Origin of the sequence: Anaeromyxobacter dehalogenans 2CP-C (assembly GCF_000013385.1) — a bacterium.
GTDB lineage: Bacteria > Myxococcota > Myxococcia > Myxococcales > Anaeromyxobacteraceae > Anaeromyxobacter > Anaeromyxobacter dehalogenans_B.
In genome coordinates this window covers 903965-930874 of sequence record NC_007760.1, presented here as the reverse complement: position 1 = coordinate 930874, position 26910 = coordinate 903965, and the positions used below count along the sequence as shown (strand labels likewise).

General features: G+C 73.9%; 23 protein-coding genes. 10 read left to right on the top strand and 13 right to left on the bottom strand.

The window, feature by feature from the left end; all coding sequences use genetic code 11:
- Nucleotides 1–7: 7 nt before the first annotated feature.
- The 11 genes from ADEH_RS04125 to ADEH_RS04075 are packed head-to-tail and all read right to left on the bottom strand — an operon-like array spanning nucleotide 8 to nucleotide 11931.
- Nucleotides 8–637, bottom strand: a complete 630-nt coding sequence (locus ADEH_RS04125; protein WP_011419863.1) for a cytochrome c oxidase subunit 3 family protein — start codon at nucleotides 635–637, stop codon at nucleotides 8–10.
- A complete protein-coding gene (locus ADEH_RS04120; protein ID WP_011419862.1) occupies nucleotides 627–2291 on the bottom strand; it encodes a cbb3-type cytochrome c oxidase subunit I in 1665 nt (554 codons plus the stop codon). Before ADEH_RS04120 ends, ADEH_RS04125 begins: the two co-directional genes overlap by 11 nt.
- A complete protein-coding gene (coxB, locus tag ADEH_RS04115; RefSeq protein WP_011419861.1) occupies nucleotides 2269–3321 on the bottom strand; it encodes a cytochrome c oxidase subunit II in 1053 nt (350 codons plus the stop codon). The genes ADEH_RS04120 and coxB overlap by 23 nt, the downstream gene beginning before the upstream one ends.
- A complete protein-coding gene (locus ADEH_RS04110) occupies nucleotides 3318–4193 on the bottom strand; it encodes an SCO family protein (protein ID WP_011419860.1) in 876 nt (291 codons plus the stop codon). The genes coxB and ADEH_RS04110 overlap by 4 nt, the downstream gene beginning before the upstream one ends.
- Nucleotides 4190–4627 (bottom strand): hypothetical protein, encoded by a 438-nt coding sequence (locus tag ADEH_RS04105; protein WP_011419859.1) that lies wholly within the window; start codon nucleotides 4625–4627, stop codon nucleotides 4190–4192. The genes ADEH_RS04110 and ADEH_RS04105 overlap by 4 nt, the downstream gene beginning before the upstream one ends.
- Nucleotides 4624–5808 carry a hypothetical protein gene (locus ADEH_RS04100; RefSeq protein ID WP_011419858.1) on the bottom strand — a complete coding sequence of 395 codons (1185 nt, stop codon included), beginning with the start codon at nucleotides 5806–5808 and terminating at the stop codon, nucleotides 4624–4626. The genes ADEH_RS04105 and ADEH_RS04100 overlap by 4 nt, the downstream gene beginning before the upstream one ends.
- The gene (locus ADEH_RS04095; protein WP_011419857.1) at nucleotides 5805–6377 is read right to left on the bottom strand and encodes a c-type cytochrome; all 573 of its coding nucleotides are present in this window, start codon (nucleotides 6375–6377) and stop codon (nucleotides 5805–5807) included. Before ADEH_RS04095 ends, ADEH_RS04100 begins: the two co-directional genes overlap by 4 nt.
- A gap of 1 nt (nucleotide 6378) precedes the next feature.
- Nucleotides 6379–6906 (bottom strand): DUF3341 domain-containing protein, encoded by a 528-nt coding sequence (locus tag ADEH_RS04090; protein ID WP_011419856.1) that lies wholly within the window; start codon nucleotides 6904–6906, stop codon nucleotides 6379–6381.
- Nucleotides 6903–8339, bottom strand: a complete 1437-nt coding sequence (gene nrfD / locus ADEH_RS04085) for an NrfD/PsrC family molybdoenzyme membrane anchor subunit (protein WP_011419855.1) — start codon at nucleotides 8337–8339, stop codon at nucleotides 6903–6905. Before nrfD ends, ADEH_RS04090 begins: the two co-directional genes overlap by 4 nt.
- Nucleotides 8336–11293 carry a Fe-S-cluster-containing hydrogenase gene (locus tag ADEH_RS04080; protein ID WP_011419854.1) on the bottom strand — a complete coding sequence of 986 codons (2958 nt, stop codon included), beginning with the start codon at nucleotides 11291–11293 and terminating at the stop codon, nucleotides 8336–8338. The genes nrfD and ADEH_RS04080 overlap by 4 nt, the downstream gene beginning before the upstream one ends.
- Nucleotides 11281–11931 carry a cytochrome c3 family protein gene (locus ADEH_RS04075; protein WP_011419853.1) on the bottom strand — a complete coding sequence of 217 codons (651 nt, stop codon included), beginning with the start codon at nucleotides 11929–11931 and terminating at the stop codon, nucleotides 11281–11283. The genes ADEH_RS04080 and ADEH_RS04075 overlap by 13 nt, the downstream gene beginning before the upstream one ends.
- Before the next feature lie 291 nt (nucleotides 11932–12222).
- Between ADEH_RS04075 and ADEH_RS04070 the strand changes: the two genes are divergently transcribed.
- From ADEH_RS04070 to aat, 3 genes are all read left to right on the top strand, one after another.
- The gene (locus ADEH_RS04070) at nucleotides 12223–13080 is read left to right on the top strand and encodes a sigma-70 family RNA polymerase sigma factor (protein ID WP_011419852.1); all 858 of its coding nucleotides are present in this window, start codon (nucleotides 12223–12225) and stop codon (nucleotides 13078–13080) included.
- 112 nt (nucleotides 13081–13192) lie between these two features.
- A complete protein-coding gene (locus ADEH_RS04065) occupies nucleotides 13193–13921 on the top strand; it encodes a hypothetical protein (RefSeq protein WP_041453310.1) in 729 nt (242 codons plus the stop codon).
- A 41-nt stretch (nucleotides 13922–13962) separates the two neighbouring features.
- Nucleotides 13963–14664 (top strand): leucyl/phenylalanyl-tRNA--protein transferase, encoded by a 702-nt coding sequence (gene aat, locus ADEH_RS04060; RefSeq protein WP_011419850.1) that lies wholly within the window; start codon nucleotides 13963–13965, stop codon nucleotides 14662–14664.
- Between the two features lie 22 nt (nucleotides 14665–14686).
- Here aat and ADEH_RS04055 read toward each other — a convergent pair whose 3' ends face one another.
- Nucleotides 14687–16648: a S9 family peptidase gene (locus tag ADEH_RS04055; RefSeq protein WP_011419849.1), complete on the bottom strand. Its 1962-nt coding sequence runs from the start codon at nucleotides 16646–16648 to the stop codon at nucleotides 14687–14689.
- A 129-nt stretch (nucleotides 16649–16777) separates the two neighbouring features.
- On the opposite strand from ADEH_RS04055, the gene ADEH_RS04050 reads away from it, so the two are divergent.
- Together ADEH_RS04050 and clpA are read left to right on the top strand one after the other, a co-directional pair.
- Nucleotides 16778–17104, top strand: coding sequence for an ATP-dependent Clp protease adaptor ClpS (locus tag ADEH_RS04050; protein ID WP_011419848.1), 327 nt, complete (start codon nucleotides 16778–16780; stop codon nucleotides 17102–17104).
- Between the two features lie 2 nt (nucleotides 17105–17106).
- Nucleotides 17107–19389 (top strand): ATP-dependent Clp protease ATP-binding subunit ClpA, encoded by a 2283-nt coding sequence (clpA, locus tag ADEH_RS04045; protein ID WP_011419847.1) that lies wholly within the window; start codon nucleotides 17107–17109, stop codon nucleotides 19387–19389.
- Nucleotides 19390–19516: 127 nt separating this feature from the next.
- Here clpA and ADEH_RS04040 read toward each other — a convergent pair whose 3' ends face one another.
- Nucleotides 19517–19948, bottom strand: a complete 432-nt coding sequence (locus ADEH_RS04040) for an Hsp20/alpha crystallin family protein (RefSeq protein WP_011419846.1) — start codon at nucleotides 19946–19948, stop codon at nucleotides 19517–19519.
- Nucleotides 19949–20157: 209 nt separating this feature from the next.
- Here ADEH_RS04040 and hrpB point away from each other — a divergent pair, with 209 nt between their 5' ends.
- From hrpB to ADEH_RS04015, 5 genes are all read left to right on the top strand, one after another.
- The gene (hrpB, locus tag ADEH_RS04035; protein WP_011419845.1) at nucleotides 20158–22740 is read left to right on the top strand and encodes an ATP-dependent helicase HrpB; all 2583 of its coding nucleotides are present in this window, start codon (nucleotides 20158–20160) and stop codon (nucleotides 22738–22740) included.
- A 76-nt stretch (nucleotides 22741–22816) separates the two neighbouring features.
- Entirely contained in the window at nucleotides 22817–23425 is a 609-nt protein-coding gene (locus ADEH_RS04030) for a hypothetical protein (RefSeq protein ID WP_011419844.1), read from the top strand.
- 80 nt (nucleotides 23426–23505) lie between these two features.
- Nucleotides 23506–24081, top strand: a complete 576-nt coding sequence (locus ADEH_RS04025; RefSeq protein ID WP_011419843.1) for a hypothetical protein — start codon at nucleotides 23506–23508, stop codon at nucleotides 24079–24081.
- 99 nt (nucleotides 24082–24180) lie between these two features.
- The gene (gene ligD / locus ADEH_RS04020) at nucleotides 24181–26157 is read left to right on the top strand and encodes a DNA ligase D (protein ID WP_011419842.1); all 1977 of its coding nucleotides are present in this window, start codon (nucleotides 24181–24183) and stop codon (nucleotides 26155–26157) included.
- A complete protein-coding gene (locus tag ADEH_RS04015; RefSeq protein ID WP_011419841.1) occupies nucleotides 26154–26903 on the top strand; it encodes a DUF72 domain-containing protein in 750 nt (249 codons plus the stop codon). The genes ligD and ADEH_RS04015 overlap by 4 nt, the downstream gene beginning before the upstream one ends.
- Nucleotides 26904–26910: the final 7 nt, after the last annotated feature.

Sequence of the window (26910 nt, the reverse complement as noted above, 5' to 3'; positions counted from 1 at the left end):
TCGCTCCCTACACGAGGTAGATGAGGGGGAAGACGAAGATCCAGATGAGGTCCACGAGGTGCCAGTACAGGCCGGCCAGCTCGACCGGCGTGTGGTACGCCGCCGTGTACTTGCCGCGCGCCGCCTTCACGCCCACCACCGCCAGGATCGTCATGCCGACGATCACGTGCACGCCGTGCAGGCCGGTGATGAGGAAGTAGAGCGAGAAGAACAGCGACGCGCCCGGCGCCTGCAGCTCGTGGAAGGAGTAGTAGCGGCCGGGGAGCTGCCCCTCCTGGAAGTGGTGGCTGTACTCGACCGCCTTCAGCGCGAGGAAGGCGATCGCGAAGGCGACCGACACGGCGAACCAGAGCCCCGTCTTCTTCCCGTTGCCCTTCACCGCCTCGTTCAGGCCGAGCGCGACCGTGAACGAGCTGGTCACCAGGATGATGGTGTTGACCAGGCCGAACCAGGTCTCGATGGCGCGGCTCGCCTCGGCGAACGCGTCCGAGTAGAGGTACCGGTACACCGCGTACGCCGCGAACAGCGCGGTGAACAGGAGCACCTCGGAGGCGAGGAACAGCCACATGCCGAGCCGCTCGGCGTGCGACTGCTTCTCGATGTTCTCGAAATGGTGTGCCAGCGGGCTAGCTTGCATGCTTCGGCTCGGGGGCGACCGGTGGAGGGTTGGCGTACGAGTCCTCGTCGTACTCGTGCGGTCCGCGCGTGTAGACGGGGGTCTCCTCGAAGTTCTCCGGGAGCGGCGGCGAGGCGGTGTCCCACTCGTAGCCGCGCGAGTGCCACGGGTTCGGGCCGGCGATCGGGCCCCACTTCAGCGAGATCAGCAGGTAGACGAGGACGATGACGAGCCCCATCGCCAGCACCGACGCGCCGGCGGTGGAGGCGACGTTCAGCGCCCAGAACCGCTCCGGATAGGAGAAGTACCGGCGCGGCATGCCCTCGTTCCCGAGCAGGAACTGCGGGATGAAGGTGAAGTTGAAGCCCAGGATCACCATCACCGCGCCCACCAGCCCCCAGCCCTCGGGGTACATGCGGCCGGTGATCTTCGGGAACCAGTAGTGGAGCGCGGCCAGGAAGGCCATCACCGTCGCGCCCACCATGATGAAGTGGAAGTGCGCCACCACGAAGTAGGTGTCGTGCCAGTGGACGTCGAGCGACACGGTGGCGACCGCCACGCCGGTCATCCCGCCGAACACCAGGAAGAACAGGAAGCCGACGAAGTAGGCGAACGGCGTCTTGAACGCGATCGACCCCTGGTACAGCGTGGCGGTCCAGTTGAAGACCTTGATGGCCGTGAAGATGCCCACGAACATCGAGAGGACCCCGAACACGCCCGCGTCGAACGCCGACTGGCCCGAGACGAAGAGGTGGTGGCCCCAGGTGAAGAAGCCGACGAAGGCGATGCCCAGCGAGGAGTACGCCACCGCCTTGTAGCCGAAGATGTTCTTGCGCGAGAACGCGCAGACCACCTCGGAGATCACCGCCATGGCCGGGAGCACCATGATGTAGACGGCGGGGTGCGAGTAGAACCAGAAGAAGTGCTGGAACAGCACCGGGTCGCCGCCGCGGGCCGGGTCGAAGATCCCCCAGCCGAACGCGTTCTCCACCGCCACCAGCAGCAGCGTCATGCCCAGCACCGGCGTGGCGAGGATCTGGATGATGCTGGTCGCGTAGATCGACCACACGAACAGCGGCACCCGGTTCCAGCCGATCCCCGGCGCCCGCATGGTGTGCGTCGTGACGATGAAGTTCAGGCCGGTGAGGATCGACGAGAACCCGAGGATGAACGCGCCGAGCAGGATCGGCACCACCTTGGTGACGGTGGTGGTCGAGTACGGCGTGTAGAACGTCCAGCCGGTGTCGGCGCCGCCGTGGATCATGCCGTACAGCGCGACCACCGCGCCGAGCATGTAGAGGTAGAAGCTGAGCAGGTTCAGCTTCGGGAACGCGACGTCCTTCGCGCCGAGCATGAGCGGCACGAGGAAGTTGCCGAAGCCGCTCGGGATGGCCGGGATCATGAACAGGAAGATCATGACCACGCCGTGGAGCGTGAACAGGCGGTTGTACGTCATCGCGTCCATGATCGTCGGACCGGGCGTGAGCAGCTCGATCCGGATGAGCATGGCGAACAGGCCGCCGACGGCGAAGAACACCGACGCCGCCACCAGGAACATCACCCCGATGCGCTTGTGGTCCTGGGTCAGCAGCCAGGACTTCAGGCCGGTCGCGGGCGAGTTGAGGTAGTTCCGCGGGTTGTACACGGGAACGTCACTTGCGTGGGATGGACTCATAGACCGGGCCCTCCGACGGACCGCTCTGGACCGCCGGGGTCTTCAAGGACTTGATGAATTCGACGATGGCGGCCGCCTCGGGCGGTGCGAGCTTGCCCTGGTAGGTCGGCATCACGTTCTGGTAGCCCGCCACGATGTCCGCGGCGGGATCCATCATCGACTTGGTGAGATACCCCTCGTCGGCCTGCACGCTCTTCCCGCTCTGGAGCTTCTCGTTCCGCTGGTAGAGGTCCACCCAGGTCGGCCCGATGTGGCGCGTGCCGTCCACCGAGTGGCACTTCAGGCAGCCCTGCTCGCCCGCCAGCCGCCGCCCCTCCTCGATCACGTTGGACGCCGGGCGCACCGGCTCGCCGGCGATGGGTGTGCCGTCCTGCGACCCGGCCACGCCGCGCCCCTGCGTGGCGAGCCACTGGTCGAACTCCTCCGGCGGCATCACCACCAGCTCGCCGATCATCCCGGAGTGCGCCAGGCCGCAGTACTCGGCGCAGAAGATCTCGTAGCGGCCGGGCCGGTCGGCGCTGAACCAGGTCTGCGTGTAGCGGCCCGGGAGCGCGTCCTGCTTCACCCGGAGCGCCGGCACGTAGAAGGAGTGGATCACGTCGCGCGAGGTGATGAGCAGCCGCACCGGCCGACCGGCGGGGACGCGCAGCACGTCCAGCGAGTTCGGGCCGCCCGGGTACGCGAACTTCCACATCCACTTCTTGCCCTGGACGTAGACGTCCATGGCGTCCTTGGGCGGCGTCTGCAGCTTCGCGAACTGCGGGAAGCCGATGGCGAACCACACCAGGAAGAACGCCAGCGGCAGCCCCACGAAGATCACCTCGTGGATCGCCTTCGGCTCGACGCGCGGGGTGACGTCGGTGTCCGACCGGCGCCGGTACCGCACGAAGAAGTAGATCGCGGTGGCGAACACGCCCGCCGCCGCCACCATCGTGGTGATGATGACGAAGTAGTGGAGCCCGTCCACCTGGCGCGCGTAGTCGCTCGCCTGGTCGGGGAGGAACAGCATCCTGCGCAGGAGGTCGTTCATGCCGTCTGCCTCGCCTTCGCCCGCCGCTCGCGCCAGACCAGCGCGGCGATCAGGCCGGTGAGGGCCACCAGCACCACGGCCGCGCCGGCGCGGACGATGCCGAACGCGTACGGCTCGTACTTCCGCGAGGCGGGGTCGTAGCGGTAGCAGGTGAGGAGGAGTCGATCGAAGCTGGTCCCGACCTTGCCGCTGGCGGCCTCGACCACCGCCAGCCGGAAGTCCTTCGGCGGGTAGTCGATGCCGTAGAGGTACCGGGAGACCTTCCCGTCCGGCGTGATCACGAAGATCGCCGCCTGGTGGGCCCACTCGCCGGAGGCCGGGTCCTTCTTGTAGTAGAAGCCGAGCGCGTCGGAGACCTTCCGCGACGCCTCGGCCGTCCCGACCAGGAACGGCCAGTCGGTCCCGCCGTCGGGCCGGCCCATCGACTGGAGGTAGCCGCGCCGCCGCTCGGCGGCGAGCGCCGGCCCCTCCTCCGGATCGAAGGAGATGGTGACGGCCTGGTAGTCCCGGCCCAGCTCGAGCCCGTTCTCGCGCATGGCCTTGCCCATGCCGGTGAGGATCAGGCCGCAGAGCATGGGGCAGTCGTAGTAGACGAGCGCGACCACCACCGGCTTCTTGCCGTCGAAGGCCTGGCGCAGCGCGTAGGGCTGGCCGTTCCAGTCGGTGAAGGACGCGTCGAGCGGGATGGCGGCGCCGAGCTTCTCCTCGACGCGGACGTCCTCGAGGGCGACCGGCGGCACGTCGGGCGAGGGCCCCGCGCCGCCCTCGCGCTGGCGCCAGAACTGGGCGCCCGCCGGCGCGGGCGCGAGCAGCGCCGCGGCGGCCGCGAGCGCCAGGCCGGCCCCGGCGCGCCGGAGCGTCGCGCGCCTCACGGCTGGCCTCCGGGGCCCGGCCCGAGGTCGGGCGCCTGCGACGGCACCGGCTCGACCGGCGGCGCGGGCATGGGGCGGATCCCCTGCGTCACCAGGTCCATGGCGCGGTCGATGGGCAGGTGCACCACGCCGGCGCCGCGGTCCACCCAGCCGTAGGAGGCGAGCCGCTGGCGGCGGGCGGTGCGATCGCGCTCGCCGCGCACGGAGAGCTCGAACAGCTGCTGCTCCACCATGCCGATCTTGTTCTGGCCGACCTCGGGCGGCATGGGCGGCCCCTCGCGCGAGGCGCGGAGGTCCTGCAGGTAGGCGATGGCGGCGTAGGAGCCGATGAAGAAGACCACCAGCGCGGCGACGCCGACCGCGATGATCTTGCCGGTGTCGATCCGGTCCTCCTCGGACCGGACCCCGTGGGCGTGTTCGACGTGGTCGCTCATTGCGGCAGGTACCTCAGCGAGTCCTCGAGGTAGGGGTCGCGGACCGGGACCGCCACCGTGCCGCGCATGCGGACGAGCGCGAACGCCACGGTGACGCCACCCACGCCGACGAAGGCGGAGAGGTCCCACAGCGACGGGCGCGGGCCGCCCGGGTCGAGGTGGGGCATCACCAGCCAGTAGAGGTCGATCCAGTGGACGAACAGGATCCAGACGGCGACCTTGGCGAGCCGGCCTGGGACGCGGGTGATGGCGCGGTTCATCAAGAGGAAGAACGGCACCAGGAAGTGGAACAGCGCGAGGAAGACGCCGACCGCCTTCCACCCGCCCTCGATGCGGAGGATGTACCAGGGCACCTCCTCCGGGATGTTCGCGATCCAGATGAGCATGAACTGCGAGAACGCGACGTAGGCCCAGAACGCCGTGAACGCGAGCAGGAACTTGCCGAGCGAGTGGAAGTGCTCGGTGTTCATGTGCGCGCCGAACTGGTTCGGGTCGAGCCGCGTGGCGTTCCCGGCGATGATCACGACCGCGAACGCGCCCACGAAGCTGCCGGCGAACCAGTACACGCCGAAGATGGTCGAGAAGAAGCGCGGGTCGAGCGACATCATCCAGTCGAACGCCGCGAACGTGAGCGTCAGGGCCACGAACGGGAGGGAGCCGGCGCCGAGCGCGCGCTGGCGGCGGGTCAGGTCGTGCCCGCCGACCTCGTCCTGGCGCAGGGACCAGGCGCGCAGCAGGTGCGCGACCCCGATCCAGCAGGCGAAGTAGATCGCGGCCCGGACCACGAAGAACGGGACGTTGAGGTACGGCCGCTTGTGCTCGACGGCGTGGAGGACCTCGCCCTCCAGGCCGTGCGGATCCACCCAGGGGAACAGGTGCCCGCGGCCGAGCAGGATGGGGATGAACAGCACCACGAACAGCGGGATCACCGCCGGGAGGTGCTCGAGGAAGCGGCGCAGCACCACCGGCCAGCGCGCGTTCGACGCGTGCAGCGCGCCGAGCAGGAGCAGCGCGCCGAGCGCCAGGCCGAGCCAGTAGACGAACGCGACGAGGTAGGCGTAGAGCACGCGGCGCGGGTCGCCGACCACCGCGCCGAGCGCGGTGACGACGAGGCCCGCCGCGCCGGCGGCGGCGGCCATCGCCATCAGGCGCCGGCCGCCCAGGTACGGGGTGAGGGTCATCGCCCCTCCTTCTGGAGCTGCTCGCGGGCGTCGGGCGGCACCTGGTCGAGCGAAGCGTTCTGGCTGAGCTGGAGGGCGCGCACGTACGCCACGATCGCCCAGCGGTCCTGCACCGGGATCTCGGCGGCGTACGAGGGCATGAGCCCGAAGCCCTCGGTGATCACCTGGTAGATGTAGCCGTCCGGGCGATCGCGGTAGAGGTGGAGCGAGGGCGGCCGGCGCAGCGACATGTTCATGGCGACCTGGCTCTCGCCGTCGCCGAGCACGCCGTGGCACACCGCGCAGCTCACGTCGAAGCGCTGGCGCCCGCGCGCGAGCAGCTTCGCGTCCACCGGCACGGGCAGCAGCTGCACCGGGCGGCCGTCCGGGCCGCGGCCGGTGGCGACGGCCGGGTCGAGCCGGGGGCCGTACGGCACGGTGCCGGCCGGCGGGTGCCGCATGGCGAGGCCGTTCGCGTAGTACTCGCTGGACTGGTAGGCCTTGTACTTCTGCTGGCGCTGCATCGGGTCGAGCCGCGGGCAGGCGGTCAGCGCGAGGAGCGGCAGGAAGAGGGCGAGGCGGCGGGTCATCTCACTTCCCCTCCGGGACGACCGAGACCAGGCGCGCGCCGAGCCGGCGCAGCTCCGCCGCGACCGCGTCGGCGTCGCCGGCCTCCACCTCGGCCGAGAGCCACAGGCCGTCGATGCTGGCGGAGCGGAACGCCTCCACCTCGAACACCGGGTGGTGGACGCGCGGGAAGCCGAAGTAGACGGCGAGCAGGCCCACGAAGATGGCGAGCGCGGAGAACAGGACGCCGAGCTCGAAGGTGACCGGGATGAACGCGGGCGCGCTGTGCGGCGGGCGGTTGCCGACGTTGAGCGGCCAGGCGTAGCCGACCGTGTACCACTGCAGCAGGTAGCCGGAGACCGCGCCGGTGATCCCGGCCACCAGCGCCACCAGGGGCACCGTGGACTTGCGGAGCCCGAGCGCCTCCTCGGCGCCGTGCAGCGGGTACGGCGAGTGGAGGTCGAGGGTGGCCCCGCCGCGCGCGCGCAGCGTGCGCGCCGCGTCGAGGAGCGCGGCCTCGGCGCCGAACTCTCCCAGGACGTAGCTCTTCATGCCCGCTCCGCGTGCGCGCCCCGCGCCACCGCCTGCCCGCCCTGCGCGGCGTGGTGATCCTGGTGCTCCAGCTCGCGGCGGAGCTCCTTCACCTCGGAGATGGGGATCGCCGGCAGGAAGCGCAGGAACAGCAGGAACAGGACGGCGAAGGTGGACATCGACCCGAACAGCAGGCCCCAGTCCACCCAGGTCGGCGTGTAGTTCGCCCAGGAGCCGGGGATGAAGTCGCGGGTGAGCGTCACCGCGATGATGACGAAGCGCTCCGCCCACATGCCGAAGTTCACCAGCACGGAGACGAGGAACAGCACCATCACGTTCCGCCGCAGCGCGGGCACCCAGAACACCTGCGGCGCCACCACGTTGCAGAAGATCTGCATCGCGTAGACGAGCTTGTAGTCGCCGACGACGCGGTTGTAGAAGGCGAACCACTCGGCCTCGCTGCCCGAGTACCACGCGATGAACCACTCCATCACGTAGCCGTAGGTGACCATCAGGCCGGTCGCGAGGATCACCTTCGCCATGTTGTCGAGGTGGCGCGCGGTGACGACGTGCTCGAACTTGAACACCTTCCGCGCCGGGATCATCAGCGTCATCACCATCGCGAAGCCGCTGAAGATGGCGCCGGCCACGAAGTAGGGCGGGAAGATGGTGGTGTGCCAGCCCGGCAGCTGCGAGATGGCGAAGTCGAACGACACGATGGTGTGCACCGACACCACCAGCGGCGTGGACAGGCCGGCCATGAGCAGGTAGCCGATCCGCCAGTGCTGCCAGTGGCGCGCCGAGCCGCGCCAGCCGAACGACATGATCCCGTAGACGACCCGCTGCGCGCGGGTCCTGGCCGCGTCGCGCAGCGTGGCGAGGTCGGGGATGAGCCCGAGGTACCAGAACAGGAACGAGACGGTGGCGTAGGTCGAGATCGCGAACACGTCCCAGGGGAGCGCGCTCTTGAAGTTCGGCCAGAGCTGCGTGGTGGCGGGGTACGGGATGAGCCACCAGAACAGCCAAGGGCGCCCGAGGTGGATGACCGGGTACGCGCCGGCCATGGCCACCGCGAACAGCGTCATCGCCTCCGCGAAGCGGTTGATGGAGGTCCGCCACTTCTGCTGGAACAGCAGCAGGATGGCGCTGATGAGCGTGCCGGCGTGGCCGATGCCGATCCACCACACGAAGTTGGTGATGTCGTAGGCCCAGGCGACCGGGATGTTGTTGCCCCACACCCCGATGCCGACGAACAGGGTCATGTAGAGCGACAGGAGCCAGAAGGCCATCCCGCCGCCGAACAGGACCAGCATCACCAGCCAGCCCTTCTTCGTCGGCCCCAGCACCGGCTCGAGCAGGCTGTCGGTCAGCGCCCGGTCGTCGGGGCGGCCGACCAGCACGGGCGAGGTCTCGAGCGGATCGACGCGCTCGATCGTCTTGGTCGCGGTGGTCATGCGAGGTCGGGGTTCGGGTTGCGGAGCTTGACGAGGTAGGCGGTGCGCGGCCGGGTCCCGAGCTCGTGCAGCAGGTCGTAGCGCCGCGCGTCCGCGTGCCGCTTCGACACCGCCGAGCCGGGATCGTTCAGGTTGCCGAAGACGATCGCCTCGGTGGGGCAGGCCTGCTGGCAGGCCGAGACCACCTCGTCCCCGCCGATCTTCCGGCCGCCCGTGCGCGCGTCCACGCGCGCGTGCTCGATGCGCTGCGTGCAGTAGGTGCACTTCTCCATCACGCCGCGCGCGCGGACGGTGACGTCGGGGTTGTGCACCATCTTCTCGGTCGGCTCGAGCGTCCCGTGCCAGTCGAGCCAGTTGAAGCGGCGCACCTTGTACGGGCAGTTGTTGGAGCAGTACCGGGTCCCGACGCACCGGTTGTAGACCATCTCGTTCAGGCCCTCCTCCGAGTGCACGGTGGCGTTCACCGGGCACACGTACTCGCAGGGCGCCGCCTCGCAGTGCACGCACGCGAGCGGCTGGGAGACGGAGGCGGGATCCTCCACCGGGCCCTCGAAGTAGCGGTCCACCCGCAGCCAGTGCATCTCGCGGCTGCGGAGCACCTGCTCCTTGCCGACCACCGGGATGTTGTTCTCGGCCTGGCAGGCGACCGTGCACGCGCCGCAGCCGATGCAGCGCGACAGGTCGATGGCCATGCCCCAGCGGTACTCGTTCTTCGAGTAGTCCACCGGCTCGTGGATGGTGGGCTGCGGGCCGCGGTGCTCGTCCAGCTCGTGCTTCGCGTGGGCGAGCTCGGGCGCGTCGAGCGCGAGCGCGATGGCGCGCCCCTGCATCGAGAAGTGCTCCTGCGTGGTGGCGAGCTTGTGCCGCTTGCCGGTCTTGCGGACCTCCACGCCGGCGCCGAACCAGGGCGCGTCGGAGGTGCGGAGCGCGTAGGCGTCGTGGCCCACGCCGTTCCCCACCGGCCCGGCCACCGCCTGCCCGTAGCCGAGCGTGAGCAGCACCGCGCCGTCGGCGTGGCCCGGGACCACGAGCGCCGGCGCGGTGAGCTTCCGGCCCTTCCACGACAGCTCGACGACGTCGCCCGACTCGACGCCGAGCTGCTTCGCGGTCGCGGCCGAGAGCTGCGCGGCGTTGTCCCAGGTCAGCTTGGTGACGGGGTGCGGGTACTCCTGGAGCCAGGCGTTCTCGAGGTAGCGCCCGTCGAGCACCTTGTAGTCGGCCGCGAAGCCGAGCTCGAGCCCGGCGCCCGGCGCGGGCACCGCGCGCACCGCCTCGGCGACGCGGGCCAGGTCGGCCTGCGCGGCCTCGGGCGGGGCGGCGCTGCCCGCGATCACGCCCGCGGCGAGCCAGCCGTCCCAGCGGCCGTCGAACCCGGCCTCGCCGGCGCGGCGCCGCCAGCCCTCGCGCACGATCCGCCACGAGCCGTGGTCGCCCTCGTCGAGGAACGCGGCCAGCAGCTCGAGCTCGCTCATCGACTCGTGCAGCGGCGCGATGAGCGGCTGCTGGATCGACGCGGTGCCGTCGGCGGCGCGCAGGTCGCCCCAGGCCTCGAGCGGATGGGTGGCCGCGATCTTCCAGGTCGCCGCCCGGACCGTGTCGTCCTCGCGGAGCGCGAGCGCGATCGTGTCCCTGGCCTTCGGGAGCAGCTTGCGCAGCGGGACGTCGGCCGGCGCGGTGTGCGCCGGGTTCCAGGCGGTCACCACCAGCGCGTCCACCTTGCCGGCCTCGAGCTCGCCCGCGAGCGCGCGCAGCCGGTCCGGCCCGGCGGCCGGGTCGAGCAGCGCGGTGGGGCGGTAGGCGACGGTCTTGCCGGCGTTGCCGAGCGCGTCGTTCAGCGCCGCCGCGAGCGCGTGCACCGCGGCGGGCTGCCGGTCGCCGGCGAGCACCACCGAGCGCCCGCGCGAGCGCGCCAGGTCGGCCGCGACCGCGGCCGCAGCCTTCGCGCGCTCGCCCCCGGCCGGCGCGCCGAGCGGCGCGAGCTGGGAGAGGCCGTGCTTCGCCGCGAGCTCCGCGGCGACCGCGCGCCCGAACCCGAGCACGTCGGCGGAGCGCATCCGGAAGCGGTGGTCCGCGGCGCCGCCGGTGACCGTGTAGGCGGACTCGGCCACGTAGAGCCGGTTCATGCGCTCGGCGGTGCGCCGCGCGCCGAACTCGCGCGCCAGCCGCAGGCTGTCGCCCTCGAGCGCGAGGAAGTCCGACTCGAGCGAGAGGATCACGTCCGCGTCGGCGAGCGACGCCGAGGCGTCGAGCGGCTTGCCGAACGCGAGCGCCGCGCCGGCGCGCCCCGCGTCGGCCCCCACCGGCGCCCACGCGTCGAAGCGGGCCTTCGGGAAGCGCTCCAGGATCCGCCGGCGCAGGTCGGCCACGGTGGGCGAGCTGGTCGGCTCGACCAGGAAGCGGAGCCGCGCCCCGCCGTCCGCCGCGTGCGACCGGGCCAGCGCGGAGAGCTCCCGCAGCACGGTGGCGAGCCCGAGCGGCCGGCCGGCGCGGGTGAAGCCCTTCAGCCGGCGCGGATCGTAGAGCTCGAGGATCGAGGCCTGCAGCATCGCGTCGCTGCCGCCGCGGCTCGACGGATGCTCGCGGTTGCCCTCGATCTTGGTGGGCCGGCCCTCGTGGCTGGTCACCACCAGGCCCACCGCGTAGCCGCCGCGCGAGGCGACGGTGGCGTAGGCGCTCGGGAGGCTCGGGGTCACGCCGGCCGGCGGCCGGACGTAGGAGACCACGTTCTCGCGCGGCGGCTTGCAGGCCTCCAGGCCCGCGAGCGCCACCGAGGCGCCGAGCACCTGGAGGAACCCGCGGCGCGTGAAGCCCTCCGGGACCGCGGCGGCGTCGTCCGGGAACTCGCCCGGCGGCACCTCCCTGGCCTCGGCGGCCTCCTCGACGCTGCGCCAGCGGCGCGCGTCGAGACCCGCGCCCTGCTTCTGTCCGTAGATGGGAAGCCCTAGCGATGGCATGTGTAGCAGCTCGTGCGGGGTTTGACGTCGTACTTCTTCGCGATCTCCCTCCCGATCGCGGCGGGGTCACCGTCCGGCTTCCAGGCCATGTTGGTGACCTCCTCCGGCGGGCGGAGGCGGGGATACGGGTCTCGGTGGCAGTCGAGGCACCAGCCCATCGTCAGCGGCTGCACCTGCTCGATCGCGGCCATCTGGTCCACGCGGCCGTGGCACTCGACGCAGCCGACGCCCTTGTTCACGTGGATGGAGTGGTTGAAGTAGACGAAGTCCGGGAGCTTGTGGACGCGCATCCAGCGGATGGGCTCGTTCGCGAACCAGCTCGCGCGCACCACGTCGAGCAGCGGGCTCTTGTTCCAGACCTGCGCGTGGCAGTTCAGGCAGAGCTCGGTGGACGGGATGCCCGCGCTCGCCGCCCGGTCCACCGTGCTGTGGCAGTACCGGCAGTCGATGAGGTCGTCCTGGACGTGGTGGCGGTGGTCGAACTGGACCGGCTGCGCCACCTGCTCCTGCTGGCCGGTGCCGTACGGCACGCGCCAGTACACCATGAACGCGGCGACCGTCCCGCCGGCGCCGGCGATCAGGAGGACGAGGATCAGGCGGAAGAGAGCGTTGGATCTCGGTGTGAACAGTGCGCTCATCGAGTGGGTCGCGGACCCCGAGGCAGACGTGTCCTGCTGCACCACGTTCCGGGGCCCGCGCCGGGGCGTAAACTGTTCGGCGCCTCCGACTGGCGGAAGGTCTCTAAAGGGGCCAGGCCCTTGCCCGACCCGTAAACCTCTTCGCCGCCGGTGCGCGGCGCCCCCGCCGGTCGAGCGCGCTCCGGCGTGCATCACCTTCGGTGAACGCCGCCGCCGGCGGCGCCGGCCGGGCCCGCGACGACCGCGCGCTTGTGAGGGGATCGCGGGTGGACTAGGAAGGACGGCGACACCATGGAAACCAGCGACGCCACCCTCATCGACCGCGCCCGGAGCGGCGACCGTCGGGCGCTCGACGAGCTGCTGACGCGGCACCAGCGGCGCGTCTACCGCTTTGGCCTCAAGATGTGCCGGGATCCGGAGGACGCGAAGGACATCCTCCAGGAGACGCTGCTCGCGGCGGCACGGACGGTGAAGGACTTCCGCGGCGCGTCTTCGGTCTCGACCTGGATGTACACGATCGCCCGGAGCTTCTGCATCAAGAAGCGCCGCCGCTCCAAGTTCGCGCCGGCCGAGGAGACCTCGCTCGACCAGCGCGAGCCGGGGGCCGAGGCCCGGCAGGTCGCCGACCCCGGGCGCACGCCGGACGAGTCGCTCGCCGGCCGCCAGGTCGAGCAGGCCCTCGAGACGGCCATCGGCCGCCTGGATCCCATGTACCGCGAGGTGCTGGTGCTCCGGGACGTGGAGGGGCTCTCCGCCCCGGAGGTCGCCGAGGTCATGGGGCTGAGCGTGGAGGCGGTGAAGAGCCGGCTGCACCGGGCACGGGTGGCGGTGCGCGAGGCGCTGGTGCCGCTGCTCGGGATCCCGGAGGCGCCCGCCGCACCTGCGGCGCCCGCGCCGGCGGCCGGCCCCGACGTCACCTGCCCGGACATCGTCCAGCTCTTCTCGCGCCACCTCGAGGGCGAGATCAGCGCGAACGTGTGCGCGGACATGGAGAAGCACCTGGCCGGCTGCCCGGCCTGCCAGTCGCGCTGCGACTCCCTCCAGCGCACGCTCGCGCTCTGCAAGGCGGCGCCGATGCCCGAGGTGCCGGCGAAGGTGCAGGCGTCCGTGCGCCAGGCCATCAAGAAGTTCGTCGAGCTGCATTCCTGATGCGGCCCTGAAGCAGCAGCCCCTCCCCCGCCCGCCCCCGCCGGGTTTGCGCCTCGGCGGGGGCAGGCCCCAGCTTTGGGCACGCGGCGCCCGAGCGCCCGGGGGGGATGCCATGAGGCTCGACAGGGGATCCGCAATCGTCGCCGCAGTGCTGGCGTCCGGCGCCGCCGGCGCGCAGGCGCCGGCGCAGCAGCCGCCGCCGTACTATCCACCGCCGCAGCAGGCCTATCCACCGCCGCAGCAGGCGAGCCCGCCGCCGGCCTACCCGCCCCCGCCGCCCGCCGCGAGCGGGACCGGGGTGGCGCCCTCGTCGTCGGCGCCGTCGTCCGCGCCCGCCTCGGCGCCGTCGTCGGCGGGCGCGGCCCCGTCCTCGTCCTCGTCCGCGACCTCCGGCAACAACACGCCCGGCGGCGCGGCGTCGCAGCAGGTGGTGGTGAACCCGCCGCAGGGAACCGGCTCCGGGGAGCAGCCCTCCAGCACGACCGTGGTGAACCCGCCGCCGGCCTACGGCGCGCCGGTCGTGGTGGACCGGTACGCGCGCGAGCGCCGGAACCCGCTCGCCACCATCGTCACGGACGCCGCCTACGGCGGCGTGGGCGGCCTGCTGGTCGGCACCGGCGTCGCGCTCGTGAACGACTGGGACCACTGGGAGCGGGACCTGTCGATGGGGGCCGGCATCGGCATCATCGTGGGCGCCGCGTTCGGCGCGGTGCACGCGACCCTGGACGCGCGCGAGGACGCCGAGGTGCGCCGCCCGGTGGCGTTCGACGGGCTGGGGAGCCCGGCGCGCGATCCGGTGATCAAGACGCCGCCCACGCTGGCGTTCTCCGGCCGCTTCTGACCGGGGCGCGGTGCGGGCCGCGGGTCGCTTACAATCCCCGCGTGCCCATCTTCCGCCTGCCCCGCGAGCCCGCGTTCCCGGACCCCGCGCTCGCCGAGCCCGACGGGCTGCTGGCGGTGGGCGGCGACCTCGAGCCGGAGCGGCTCCTGACCGCCTACGCCGAGGGGATCTTCCCCTGGTTCGACGCGGAGAGCCCCATCCTGTGGTGGTCGCCGGACCCGCGCCTGCTGCTCGACCCCGCGGCGCTGCACGTGCCGCGCTCGCTGCAGCGGACGCTGCGGCGGGGCACCTACCGCGTGAGCGCCGACCAGGCGTTCGAGCGGGTGATCCGGCGCTGCGCCGAGCGGGACCGCCCGGGCCAGCAGGGCACGTGGATCACCGCCGAGATGGTGGAAGCGTACGTGCGCCTGCACCGCCTCGGCCTCGCCCACTCCTTCGAGGCCTGGGACGGCGACGCGCTCGCCGGCGGGCTGTACGGCGTCTCGCTGGGCGCGGCGTTCTTCGGCGAGTCGATGTTCGCCGACGCGCCGGACGCGTCCAAGGTCGCGTTCGTGCGCTCGGTCGAGTGGCTCCGGTCGGCGGGCGTCGAGCTGGTGGACTGCCAGGTCCGCACCGAGCACCTGGTCCGCTTCGGCGCGCGCGAGGTCCCGCGGGCGGAGTTCCTGGCGCGGCTCGCCCGCGCGCTCGAGCAGCCGACGCTGCGCGGGCGCTGGCAGCTCGAGGCGGCGGGCCCGCCGTCCTAGGCCGGCCCGCCGGACGGCGCCGTCAGCGGGCCGAGGCGGCGCCGCGCGGCGGCGCGGCGGGCGGCGCGCCGGCCAGCATCCGCTGCAGGAACGCGACGGTGACCGCGTCGGCGTGGTCGCGGTTCTCCTTCTTCTTGAAGCCGTGCCCCTCGTCGAGCGCGAGGACGTACCAGACCTCCTGCCCGTTCGCGCGCACCGCACGGACGATCTGCTCGGCCTCGGAGCGCGGGACGCGCGGGTCGTTCGCGCCCTGGACGACGAGCAGCGGCACGCGGATGGCGCCGGCCCGGCCGAGCGGCGAGATCCGCTCCTGCACCGCCCGCACCTCCGGCACGCGCTCGTCGCCGTACTCCGCGCGGCGGAGGTCGCGCCGGTACGCCTGCGTGCTCTCGAGGAAGCTCGGCAGCGAGGAGATGCCCACCACGTCCACGCCGGCCCGCGCCAGGCCCGGGAACAGGGTCAGCGTGGCGAGCACCATGTAGCCGCCGTAGGAGCCGCCCCACACCACCGCGCGCGCCGCGTCGAGGTCGGGCCGCGAGGCGATGAACTGGAACGTGGCCGGGACGTCCTTCAGCGCCTCCTCGCGGCGCACCCCGTCGTCGAGCGCGAGCCAGTCCTTCCCGTAGCCCGCCGACCCGCGCACGTTGGGCTGGAGCACCGCCACCCCCAGCTCCGCCACCAGGAACTGCACCATCGGGCTGAACGCCGGCCGGTGCTGGCCCTCGGGCCCGCCGTGCCAGTTCACGACCACCGGCGCCCGCCCGCCGCCGCGCGGCCGGTACAGGAACGCCGGCACCTCGGCCCCGCCGGTGGTCGGGTAGCGGACCAGCTCCGGCTCCACGAAGCCCGCCGGATCGAGGCCGCCCACCTCCGAGCGCGTCCAGCGCACCGCCTTGCCGCCGCGGAGCTCGACCGTCCAGGCGTCCCACGGCGAGGTGGCGCTCACCAGCCCCACCGCGAGCAGGTCGCTCCGGCCCGGCGGGAAGCGGAGCGTCGCGACCCCGCGGCCGGGCAGCGGCACGCCGCGCAGCCGGCCGGTGCGCGGGTCCACCGCGTGGAGCAGCGAGACGCCGTCCGCGTTCGCGGTGAAGGCCACCGTCCCGTCGCGCGCCACCACCACCTGCTCCACGTCCCAAGCCACCCCGGGCGCCACCGGGCGCGGCGGCGCGGCCGGGTGCGCCAGGTCCACCCGGACGAGCGCGGCGTGATCGGCGCCGCGATCGGTGATGGCGTACACGTGCCGGCCGTCGGCCGAGAAGGCGGCCCCGCCGACCGAGCCCTTGCCGGCGAGCAGCGGCGTCCGCGCGCCCGTCGCGAGGTCCACCAGCTCGAGGTCGGCGTCGGAGGCGGCGCGGTAGCGGCGCACCAGCAGCCGGCGCCCGTCGCGCGAGAAGTCGAGCGGCGACCAGCTCCCCTCCGCCTCCACCGCGCGCCGCGCGGCGGCGGGACGGTCGGTCTCCGCCACGTACACGTCCGCGTCCTTGCCGTTGCGGCCGGTGCCCGAGTACGCGAAGCGCCGCCCGTCGGGCGACACCACCAGGTCCCCGTGGCGGCTCCTGCCGTCGGTGAGCAGCTCCGAGCGGCCGGTGCGCCGGTCGAGCCGGTAGAGCTGGAAGAACTCGCCGCCGCCCTCGTCCTGGAGGTAGAGCAGGCTGTCCGGCCGGCCGGGCAGGAACGCGGCGTCGGACACCGGCTCGTCGCCGAACGTGAGCTGCTCGCGCGTGCCCAGCGGCGCCGCGACGAGGTGGAGCTGGGCGGTGCTGCCGAACCGCGTCGTGACCAGCATGGCCCGGCCGTCCGCCGACACGTCGCGGAGGACCGCGGCGCGCGCGTTCTCGTACTGCTCGAGCCGGGCGGACACCTCCGGGGGGACCTCGGGGACGCCGAGCTGGAGCAGGTTGGGGAGGCCCGGGACCGGGGCGAGGTCGAGCGGGGCGGTCGCGGCGCCCGCCGCGGCCACGAGGGCGAGGAGAAGGGCGTGCATTCCCCACCTCTAGGCGAGGTCGCCGCAGAAGGCGAGCAGCCGGCTCGGTCCTGCGGGGGAGCCCTCGGGCCGCGCGCAGGGGCCTCCGGGTGCGCGCCGGCCCCGCCGGACGCATTAGAATGGACGGCCATGGCTGAGCGAACCCGTCCCGGGGGCGATACGGACGTCGTCGTCCCCAAGACGCGCGCGGAGCGGGAGACGAAGCGCCCGCCGCTGTACAAGGTACTGCTGCACAACGACCATTACACGACGCAGGAGTTCGTCGATTACGTCCTGATGACGGTCTTCAACCACGACCCCGAGTCCGCCCACCGGATCATGCTCCACGTTCACATGCACGGGGTGGGGGTCGCCGGTATCTATCCCTACGAGATCGCCGAGACCAAGGCGCGGAAGACGTTGGACCTGGCGCGCGAGGCGGAATACCCGCTGCTCGTGACGATCGAGCCGGAGTAGCGATGGTGACGGTGTCCAAGGAGCTGCAGCAGACCCTCCAGGCCGCGGTGGGCGAGGCCCGCCGGAGGCGCCACGAGTACGTGACGCTGGAGCACCTGCTCCACGCCATGACCAAGGACAAGGTCGCGTCGGAGGTGCTGCTCGCCTGCGGCGCCGACCTGAAGCTGCTCGAGCGCGAGCTGGAGGAGTACCTCGACCGGACGCTCGAGTCGGTGGCCGCCGGCCAGGATCCCGAGCAGACCGCCGCCTTCCAGCGCGTGCTGCAGCGCGCCGCCTGGCACGTCCAGGGGTCGGGCCGCACCGAGCTGAACGCCGGCGACGTGCTCGTCGCCATCACCCGCGAGCGCGGCTCGCACGCGGTCTACCTGCTCGAGAAGCAGGGCGTCCGCCGGCTCGACATCCTCCAGTACATCTCCCACGGCGTGGCCAAGGACGGCGACGAGTCTTCGGGCGGCGCAGAGGGCGAGGGCGAGGGCGAGGAGGGCGCGCCGCGCCCGGTGAAGGACCCGTTCCGCACGTTCACGGTGAACCTGGTCGAGCGCGCCGCGCAGGGCCACATCGACCCGCTCATCGGCCGCGACGCCGAGATCGAGCGGACCATCCAGGTGCTCTGCCGCCGCCGCAAGAACAACCCGGTGTTCGTGGGCGAGCCGGGCGTGGGCAAGACGGCGATCGTGGAGGGGCTGGCGCTCCGCATCCACGAGAAGAAGGTCCCGGCGGTGCTGGAGAAGGCGGCGATCTACTCGCTCGACATGGGCGCGCTGCTCGCCGGCACCAAGTTCCGCGGCGAGTTCGAGCAGCGGCTGAAGGGCGTCATCGCCGGGGTGAAGAAGACCCCGCACGCGATCCTCTTCATCGACGAGATCCACACCATCGTCGGCGCCGGCGCCACCACCGGCTCCTCGATGGACGCGTCGAACCTGCTCAAGCCGGCGCTCGCCTCGGGCGAGCTGCGCTGCATCGGCTCGACCACGTTCCACGACTACAAGCAGACGTTCGAGCGCGACCACGCGCTGGCCCGCCGCTTCCAGAAGATCGAGGTCCACGAGCCGTCGGTCGAGGACACGGTCAAGATCCTGCGCGGCCTGAAGAAGGTCTACGAGGAGCACCACGGCGTCGAGTACACGCCGCGCGCGCTCCGGGCCGCCGCCGAGCTGTCGGCGAAGCACATCAACGACCGGCAGCTGCCGGACAAGGCCATCGACGTGCTCGACGAGGCCGGCGCGCGCGACCGGATGCGCCCCGAGGCGCGGCGGCACCGCCGCATCACCGGCCGTGACGTGGAGCGGGTGGTGGCGAAGATCGCCAAGATCCCCGAGCGCACCGTGTCGGCGGACGACCAGGCGCAGCTCCGGAGCCTGGTGCCCGAGCTGAGGAAGGTCATCTACGGGCAGGACCAGGCCATCGAGGCCATCGCCAGCGCCATCAAGCTCTCGCGCTCCGGCCTCGCCTCGCCCGAGAAGCCCATCGGCAGCTTCCTGTTCTCCGGGCCCACCGGCGTCGGCAAGACCGAGCTGGCGAAGCAGCTCGCCCGCATCCTCGGGGTCGAGTTCCTGCGCTTCGACATGACCGAGTACCAGGAGAAGCACACCGTCTCCCGGCTCATCGGCGCGCCCCCCGGCTACGTGGGCTTCGACCAGGGCGGCCTGCTCACCGACGCGATCCGCAAGACGCCGTACGCGGTGCTGCTGCTCGACGAGATCGAGAAGGCCCACCCGGACATCTACAACCTGCTGCTCCAGGTGATGGACCACGCCACGCTCACCGACAACAACGGGCGCAAGGCCGACTTCCGCCACGTGGTGCTGGTGATGACCACCAACGCCGGCGCGCACGAGCTGGCCGCCCGCCGCGTGGGCTTCGGGACCGACCAGTCCGACCCGGGCAACGCGCGCAACGCCATCGAGCGCACCTTCACGCCCGAGTTCCGCAACCGGCTCGACGCGTGGGTGGCGTTCGACTCGCTCGCCCCCGAGGTGATCCTGCGGGTGGTGGACAAGATGGTGAAGGAGCTGGAGGGGCAGCTCGCGGAGAAGAAGGTCCGCATCGAGCTGACCGCCGAGGGCCGCGCCTGGCTCGCCGAGCACGGCTTCGACCGCAAGATGGGCGCCCGCCCCATGGCGCGGCTCATCCAGAACGAGCTGAAGAAGCCGCTCGCCGAGCGCATCCTGTTCGGCGACCTCGCCGCCGGCGGCACGGTCCGCGTGGACGTGGACGCCGAGGGCGCGAAGCTCGTGCTGACGGTGCTCGCGCCGGCGCCGAAGCCGGTGCCCGAGCCGGCGTAGCGCCGCTCGCGATCCGGGGATCGCACGCGAGCGAAGCGAGCCGCCGGGGCGCAGCCCCGTCAGAAGAAAGCCCCTGCCGTCCTCGCGACGGCAGGGGCTTCGTGCTTCCGGACGTTCGCGCCCGGCGCTACTTCACCTGGACCGCGATGGTCCGCGGCTTCGCGTCCTCGCGCTTCGGCAGCGTGACGGTCAGGACGCCGGCGTCGTAGCGCGCCTCGACCTTCGCGCCGTCCACCGTCTTCGGCAGCGTGAACGCCCGGAAGAACGTGCCGAAGCGGCGCTCGCTGCGGTGCAGGGTCGCGCCGTCGGCGAGCGCGGGCTGCTTGCGGTCGGCCTGCACGCTGAGCGTGTCGTTCTCGATGTCCAGCTTGATGGCGGCCGGGTCGAGCCCCGGCACGTCGAGCACCACCTGGAAGCCGGCCTCGGTCTCGAGGATGTCGGCGGCGGGCGCGAGGCCGTAGCCCCGGGCGCCCGGCTGGGTGAGGTCGTTCATGAGGCGGTTCACCTCGGCGGAGAGCGTGGCGAACGCGGGATCGGGGTTCCTGAGCAGGGTCGGCATGGTCGTGTCCTCCTCGCGCGGACGGATCGCGGCCGCGCGCTGCGCTTCGGGGTCGGGATGGCCCGGGCGCGCGGCGGCGGGGCTCGGAAACTCGTGCGCCGCCTCGCGCCCTCGTCCTTCCACGTAAGTCCGCCCGCGGGGCTGTCAAGCGCGGCCCCCGGCGCCCCGGATCGGTTCTCCTCCTCCCCGCGCCGGGTTAGAACGGGCCGGTGCAGCCGCTCCCCATCGACCCGCTCCTCCCCGAGGTCGTCGCCGCGCTCCGCGCCGGCCCCTCGCTCGTGATCGAGGCGCCCCCCGGCGCGGGGAAGACCACCCGCGTGCCTCGCGCGCTGCACGAGGCCGGGCTGGCCGGCGCGGGCGAGGTGGTGGTGCTCGAGCCGCGGCGGCTCGCCGCCCGCATGGCCGCCCGCCGGGTGGCCGACGAGCTGGGCGAGCGGCCGGGCGAGACGGTCGGCTACCAGGTGCGGTTCGACGAGGTGGCGGGCCCGCGCACCCGCATCCGCTACGTGACCGAGGGGCTGCTGACCCGCCGCCTGCTCTCCGAGCCCGCGCTCCCCGGCGTCGGCGCGGTGGTGCTCGACGAGCTGCACGAGCGGCACCTCCAGGGCGATCTCGCGCTCGCCTTCCTGCGGCGGCTCCAGCGCACGACGCGCCCCGACCTGAAGCTCGTGGCGATGTCGGCCACGCTCGACGCCGGGCCGGTCGCGGCGTTCCTGGGCGCCCCGGCGCTGCGCTCGGAGGGGCGCCGCTTCGAGGTCGCGGTGGAGCACCTCTCGCCCGAGGAGGCGGCGGCGCCGGACGTGCGGCTCGAGGAGCGGGTGGCGCGGGCGATCCGGCGGCTGCACCGCGAGGGCGTGGACGGGGACGTGCTCGTGTTCCTGCCGGGCGCGGCCGAGATCCGGCGCGCCCGCGACGCGCTCGCCGCCTGGGCCGCGAGCGCCGGGGTGGACGTGCTGCCGCTGCACGGCGACCTGCCGCCGGAGGAGCAGGATCGGGCGGTGCGGCCGGCGGCGCGCCGCAAGGTGATCCTCTCCACCAACGTGGCCGAGACCTCGATCACCATCGACGGCGTGGTGGCGGTGGTGGACTCGGGCCTCGCCCGCATCGCCTCGCACTCGCCCTGGTCCGGCCTGCCCACGCTCGAGGTGAAGAAGGTCAGCCGCGCCTCGGCGGCGCAGCGGGCCGGGCGCGCCGGCCGCACGCGGCCCGGGCGCGCGGTGCGCCTCTACACGCGCCACGACCACGACGCCCGGCCGGAGTTCGAGGTCCCGGAGATCCTGCGCGAGGACCTCTCCGAGACGCTGCTCGCGCTGGCGGGCCTCGGGGCGGCCGCGGACCTCGAGTGGCTCGAGCCGCCGCCCGCGCCGGCGCTCGAGGCGGCGCGCGCGCTGCTCGCGGACCTCGGCGCGGTGGACGCCGCCGGCGCGCCCACCGCGGCCGGGCGCGCCATGCTCCGCTTCCCGCTCCACCCGCGGCTCGGGCGGCTGCTGGTGGAGGCGGCCGCGCGCGGCGTGCCCGAAGACGGCGCGCTGCTCGCGGCGCTGCTCGGCGAGCGCGACCTGCGCGAGCGCCGCGCGCTGGAGGGGGCGGCGCTCCCGCCCACCGGCCCGTCCGACCTGCTCGAGCTGGCGCAGGCGTTCGACGAGGCGGCCCGGGCGCGCTTCGATCCCGACCGGCTGCGGCGCATGGGCGTGAGCCCGGGCGCGGCGCAGGCGGTCGAGCGGAGCCGCCGCCAGCTCCAGCGCCTGGCCCGGGCGCTGCCGCGCGACGTCCCCCCGCCTGCCGCCGGCGACGAGCCCGCCCGCGAGGCGGCGCTGCTGCGGGCGACGCTGGCCGCCTACCCGGATCGCGTGGCGCGGCGGCGCTCGCCGGGCTCCGACGAGGTGGTGCTGGTCGGCGGCGGCAGCGCCCGGCTCGACCCCGCCAGCGTGGTGCGCGAGGCGCCGCTGCTGGTGGCGGTGGACGCCGAGGCGCGGCGGGGCGACCGGCGCGCGCCGGGCGCGCGCGCGGCCGAGGCGCGGGTGCGGCTCGCGAGCGCGGTGACGCAGGAGCTGCTGCTCGACCTGTTCCCGGAGGCGCTGCGCTACGACGAGGCGGTCCAGTGGAACGCGCAGGCCGAGCGGGTCGAGGTGGCCGAGCGGCTGCTCTACCGCGACCTCGTGCTGGAAGAGGCGCGCGCGGCGCGGCCGGACCCGGACGCGGTGGCGGACGCGCTCGCCGCGCAGGCGCTGGCGCGCGGGGCGCGGGCGTTCGCGCCGGAGGGCGCGCTCGACGCGCTCGTGGCGCGCCTGGCGTTCGCGGCGGAGCACGCGCCGGAGGCAGGCCTCGCCGCGCCCGGCGAGGCGGAGCTGGCCGCGGCGCTGCGCGACGCCGCCCGCGGCCGCCGGAGCTTCGCGGAGCTGCGCGAGGCGGACCTCCCGGGCGCGCTGCTCGGCCGGCTCGAGCCGCGGGCGCGGGCGGCGCTGGAGCGGCTCGCGCCGGAGCGGGTGACGCTCCCCGGCGGGCGGACCGTCCGCATCCACTACGAGCCCGGCAAGCCCCCGTGGATCGAGAGCCGGCTCCAGGACTTCTTCGGCCTGGCGCAGGGCCCCGCCGCGGCGGGAGGGCGCGTCCCGCTGGTGCTGCACCTGCTCGCGCCGAACCAGCGCGCGGTGCAGGTCACCACCGACCTGGCCGGCTTCTGGGACCGCCACTACCCCGCGATCCGGCGCGAGCTCTCCCGCCGCTACCCGCGCCATGCCTGGCCCGAGGACCCGCGGACCGCCGCGCCCCCGGCCCCGCGGCGGCGCTGATCCGGCGGTCAGGAGCCCAGGCTGACCGGGCGGTGTCCCTTCCGCTCGGTGAAAGCGCCGCGCTAACCTCCGTCGCATGCGCACATACCTGCTCGCCGCCGCCGCCGCCCTCCTCGCGCTCTCGTGCGCGGGCGTGGGCACGAAGCCGCTCCCCCTCTCGCCGCTCCCCGAGGGCACCGTCCCGGTGGACTACGCGCCCACCGGCGAGGTGCTGACGCGCGGCGAGAGCACCTCGTTCAGCGCCTGGCAGGTGGTGGGCCCGCGGGTGCAGATGAGCCGCCGCGCCGACGGGAGCTGGGCGGGGACGCTGGTCGGCCGCAGCTACATCCTGAAGCCGGGGGCCGACGGCAGCCTGACCGCGCCGGGCGCGGACCTGCACTTCGTGCGGTGGGGCGAGGAGCTCGCCGTGCTGGGCAACCTCGGCGACCTGCGCGTGCGCGTCCGCTTCCACCCGGGCCCCGGCGTCGCCACGGCGCGCGGCAAGACGTGCCAGTTCCGCGGGAACCTGGTGGACTGCCGCGAGAAGGAGTCGCGGGAGATGCCCGGCATCCGGCTGCACGGCGAGGCCGCGAACCTCGACGCGCCGGTGATGCCGCAGCTCGGGCTGGCGCTGCTCTCCATCATGTACGTCGAGGGCGTCAGCGCGCCGTCGGAGCACCTGCAGGTGCGCGACCCGAACCCGTAGCGCGCCGCGCCGCGCCGCGGCGCCGGCCGGGCCGGCGGCGGGCTTCCCCTGAGTGAAACCGGCGAGGTAAGCTCGGGGGCATGCGCCCATCCTTCCCAGCCGCCGCAGCCGCCGCCGCCCTGCTCGCGCTCTCCTGCGCGGGCGCGTCCACCCAGCCCCTCTCGCTCTCGCCGACGCCGCCCGGCGAGCCGCCGGAGGACTACGTGCCGACGGGTGAGATCCAGACCCGGGGCGAGAGCACCTCGTTCAACGCCTGGCGGGTCGTCGGACCGCACGTGAACATGACCCGCCGGCCGGACGGCACCTGGGCCGGCACGCTGGTCGGGCGCAACTACATCCTGAAGCCCGGGCGAGACGGCAGCCTGACCGCCCCCGGAGCGGACCTGCACTTCCTCCGCTGGGGCAAGGAGCTGGCGGTGCTCGGGAACCTCGGCGATCTCAAGATCCGCCTGCGCTTCCAGCCCGGCCCCGGCCTCCCCACGCCCGGCGGCAAGGTGTGCCGGTTCAACGGCAACCTCGTCGATTGCCGCGTGGAGGAGGCCCGGGCCCAGCCCGGCATCCGGCTGAGCGGCCAGGCCGCGAACCTGGACGAGCCGCTGATGCCGCAGCTCGGCCTCGCGCTCCTCTCCATCACGTACATCCCCCTGAACCAGTGACCCGCGGGGCGCCCCGGGGCCGCCCCGACGCCCGGCCCTGCCGGCGCCCGGCGGCAGCGCCGCTTGCCGCGCCGCGCCCGCGGTGGTGAGCTTTCCCGCGTGGCCCGCGCGCCCGTCCCGACCTACCGCGCCCAGCTCGCGACCCTCGTCGCGGCCCCGCCGGCCGGCGCGGGCTGGGTGCACGAGACGAAGTACGACGGGTATCGCATCGGCTGCGCGCTCGAGGGCGGGCGCGCCACGCTGTGGAGCAGGCGCGGCAACGACTGGACCGCGCAGTTCCCGGAGGTGGCGCGCGCCGCCGAGGCGCTCCCAGTGCGGAGCGCGCTGCTCGACGGCGAGGTCGCCGCGGTGCTGCCCGGCGGCCGGACCAGCTTCCAGGCGCTCCAGCAGGCGTTCTCCGGCGGGCGCCGCTCGCTCGCCTACTTCGTGTTCGACCTGCTCTGGCTCGACGGCGAGGACCTCTCCCGGCGCCCGCTGCTCGAGCGCAAGGACGCGCTGCGCCGGCTGCTCGGCGCGCGCCGCGAGGTGCTCCGCTACGCGCCGCACGTGGACGCGCCCGGCGCCGAGGTGCTCCGCGAGGCGTGCCGCCTCGGCCTGGAGGGGATCGTCTCGAAGCGCGCCGACGCGCCGTACCGGCCCGGGCGGAACACCACCTGGACGAAGGCGAAGTGCCTCGCCCGCCAGGAGCTGGTGATCGGCGGCTTCACCGATCCCGAGGGCAGCCGCCAGGGCATCGGGGCGCTGCTGGTGGGCTTCCACGAGGGCGGCGCGCTGCGCTTCGCCGGGAAGGTCGGCACCGGCTTCACGCAGGCGTCGGCGCGGGCGCTGCGCGCGCGCCTGGATCGCCTGGAGCGCACCGACCCGCCCTTCACGCCACGCCCGCCCGGCGCGCTCGGCCGGATCGCGCACTGGGTCCGGCCGGAGCTGGTCGCCGAGGTGGCGTTCGCCGAGTGGACCGACGACGGGAAGGTGCGCCACCCGTCGTTCCAGGGGCTGCGCGAGGACAAGCGCGCGGCGGACGTCGTCCGCGAGCGCCCCGGCGCCGGCGCGCCGCCGCCCGCGGCCGCCTCCCCGCCGCCGCAGGCGCCCGGCGCCGGCGGCCCCGCGCGGCGGCGCCGCCCGGCGGGCGGACCGGGCGAGGTGGTGATCGGCGGCGTCCGCCTCTCGCACCCGGAGCGCCTGGTGTTCCCGGGCGAGGGGCGGACCGGGCTCACCAAGGCGGACGTGGCCCGGTACTACGACGCGGTGGCCGGCGCGATGCTGCCGCACCTGCGCGGCCGGCCGCTCACCCTGTTCCACTGCCCGCAGGGCCTCTCCGGCGAGTGCCGCTTCATGAAGCACTCGAAGACCTGGGCGCCGCCCGCGGTGCGGCGCGTTCGCATCCAGGAGAAGACGAAGCTGGGCGAGTACCTGATCGCCGACGACCGCGCGGCGCTGCTCTCGCTCGTGCAGCTGGACGTCCTCGAGCTGCACACCTGGAACGCGACCGCGGACGCGCTGGAGACGCCGGACCGGATCGTGCTCGACCTCGACCCGGGGCCGGCGGTCCCCTGGCCGGAGGTGGTGCGCGCGGCGCGGCTGCTGCGCTCGGCGCTGGAGGCGCTGGGGCTCGCCGCGTTCGTGAAGACCACCGGCGGCGCCGGGCTGCACGTGGTGACCCCGCTCGTGCCCCGCCGGCGCTGGGAGGACTGCCTCGCGTTCGCGCGGGGCCTCGCCGCCACGGTGGCGCGCCACGAGCCGCGCGCGTTCACGGTGGCGTTCGCGCGCGCGGGGCGCGAGCGGAAGATCCTGCTCGACTACCTGCGGAACAACCGGACCAACACCTCGGTGGCGGCGTTCTCGCTCCGGGCGCGGCCGGGCGCGCCGGCGTCGGTGCCGGTGGCCTGGGACGAGCTGGGGCCGCGGCTGCGGCCGGAGCGGCTGGGGGCGCGGACGGTCCCGCGGCGGCTGGCGCGGCTCGGCGCCGACCCGTGGGCCGGGTACGCGCGCGCCGCCCGGCCGCTCGCCGACGCCCACCTGGCCGCGGTGGGCGCCGCGCCGGCGGCCGCGCCGGCGCGCGGCGGGGGGCGGCGGTGATCCGCGTCGGCACGAGCGGCTTCCAGTACCGCCACTGGCGCGGCGTGCTCTACCCGGAGGACCTCCCGGCGCGCGCCTGGCTGCCGCGCTACGCGGAGCTGTTCGACACGGTCGAGCTGAACGCCACGTTCTACCGGCTCCCCACCGCGGAGGCGGCGGCGCGCTGGCGCGCGGTGGTGCCGGCCCGGTTCCGCTTCGCGGTGAAGGGCTCGCGCTACCTCACGCACATGAAGCGGCTGCTCGACACGGAGCGCGGGCTCGACCGCTTCTTCGCGCCGCTCGCGCCGCTGGGGCCGAAGCTCGGGCCGGTGCTGTGGCAGCTCCCGCCGGGCATGAAGCCCGACCTGGAGCGGCTGGACCGCTTCCTCTCGCGCCTGCCGCCGGGGCGGCACGCGCTGGAGGTGCGGGACGCGCGCTGGTACGTGGAGGAGGCCTGCGCGGTGCTGGACGCGCACGGCGCCGCGCTCTGCGAGCACGACCTGCTGCCCCGCCCTCCCCCGCGCCCGACCGGCGGCTGGCGGTACCTGCGCTTCCACGGCACCACCGGCAGGTACCACGGCCGGTACGGCCGCGAGGCCCTCGCGCCGGTGGCGCGCGACCTGCTCGGCTGGTCCGCGCGCGGGCGCGCCGCCTGGGTCTACTTCAACAACGACCTCCGCGGCGACGCCGTCCGCGACGCGCTGGCGCTGCGCGAGCTGGTCGGCCAGGGGCGGCCCGCGCCGGAGGCGGGCGTGCACGGGGCCTGAGCCGGAC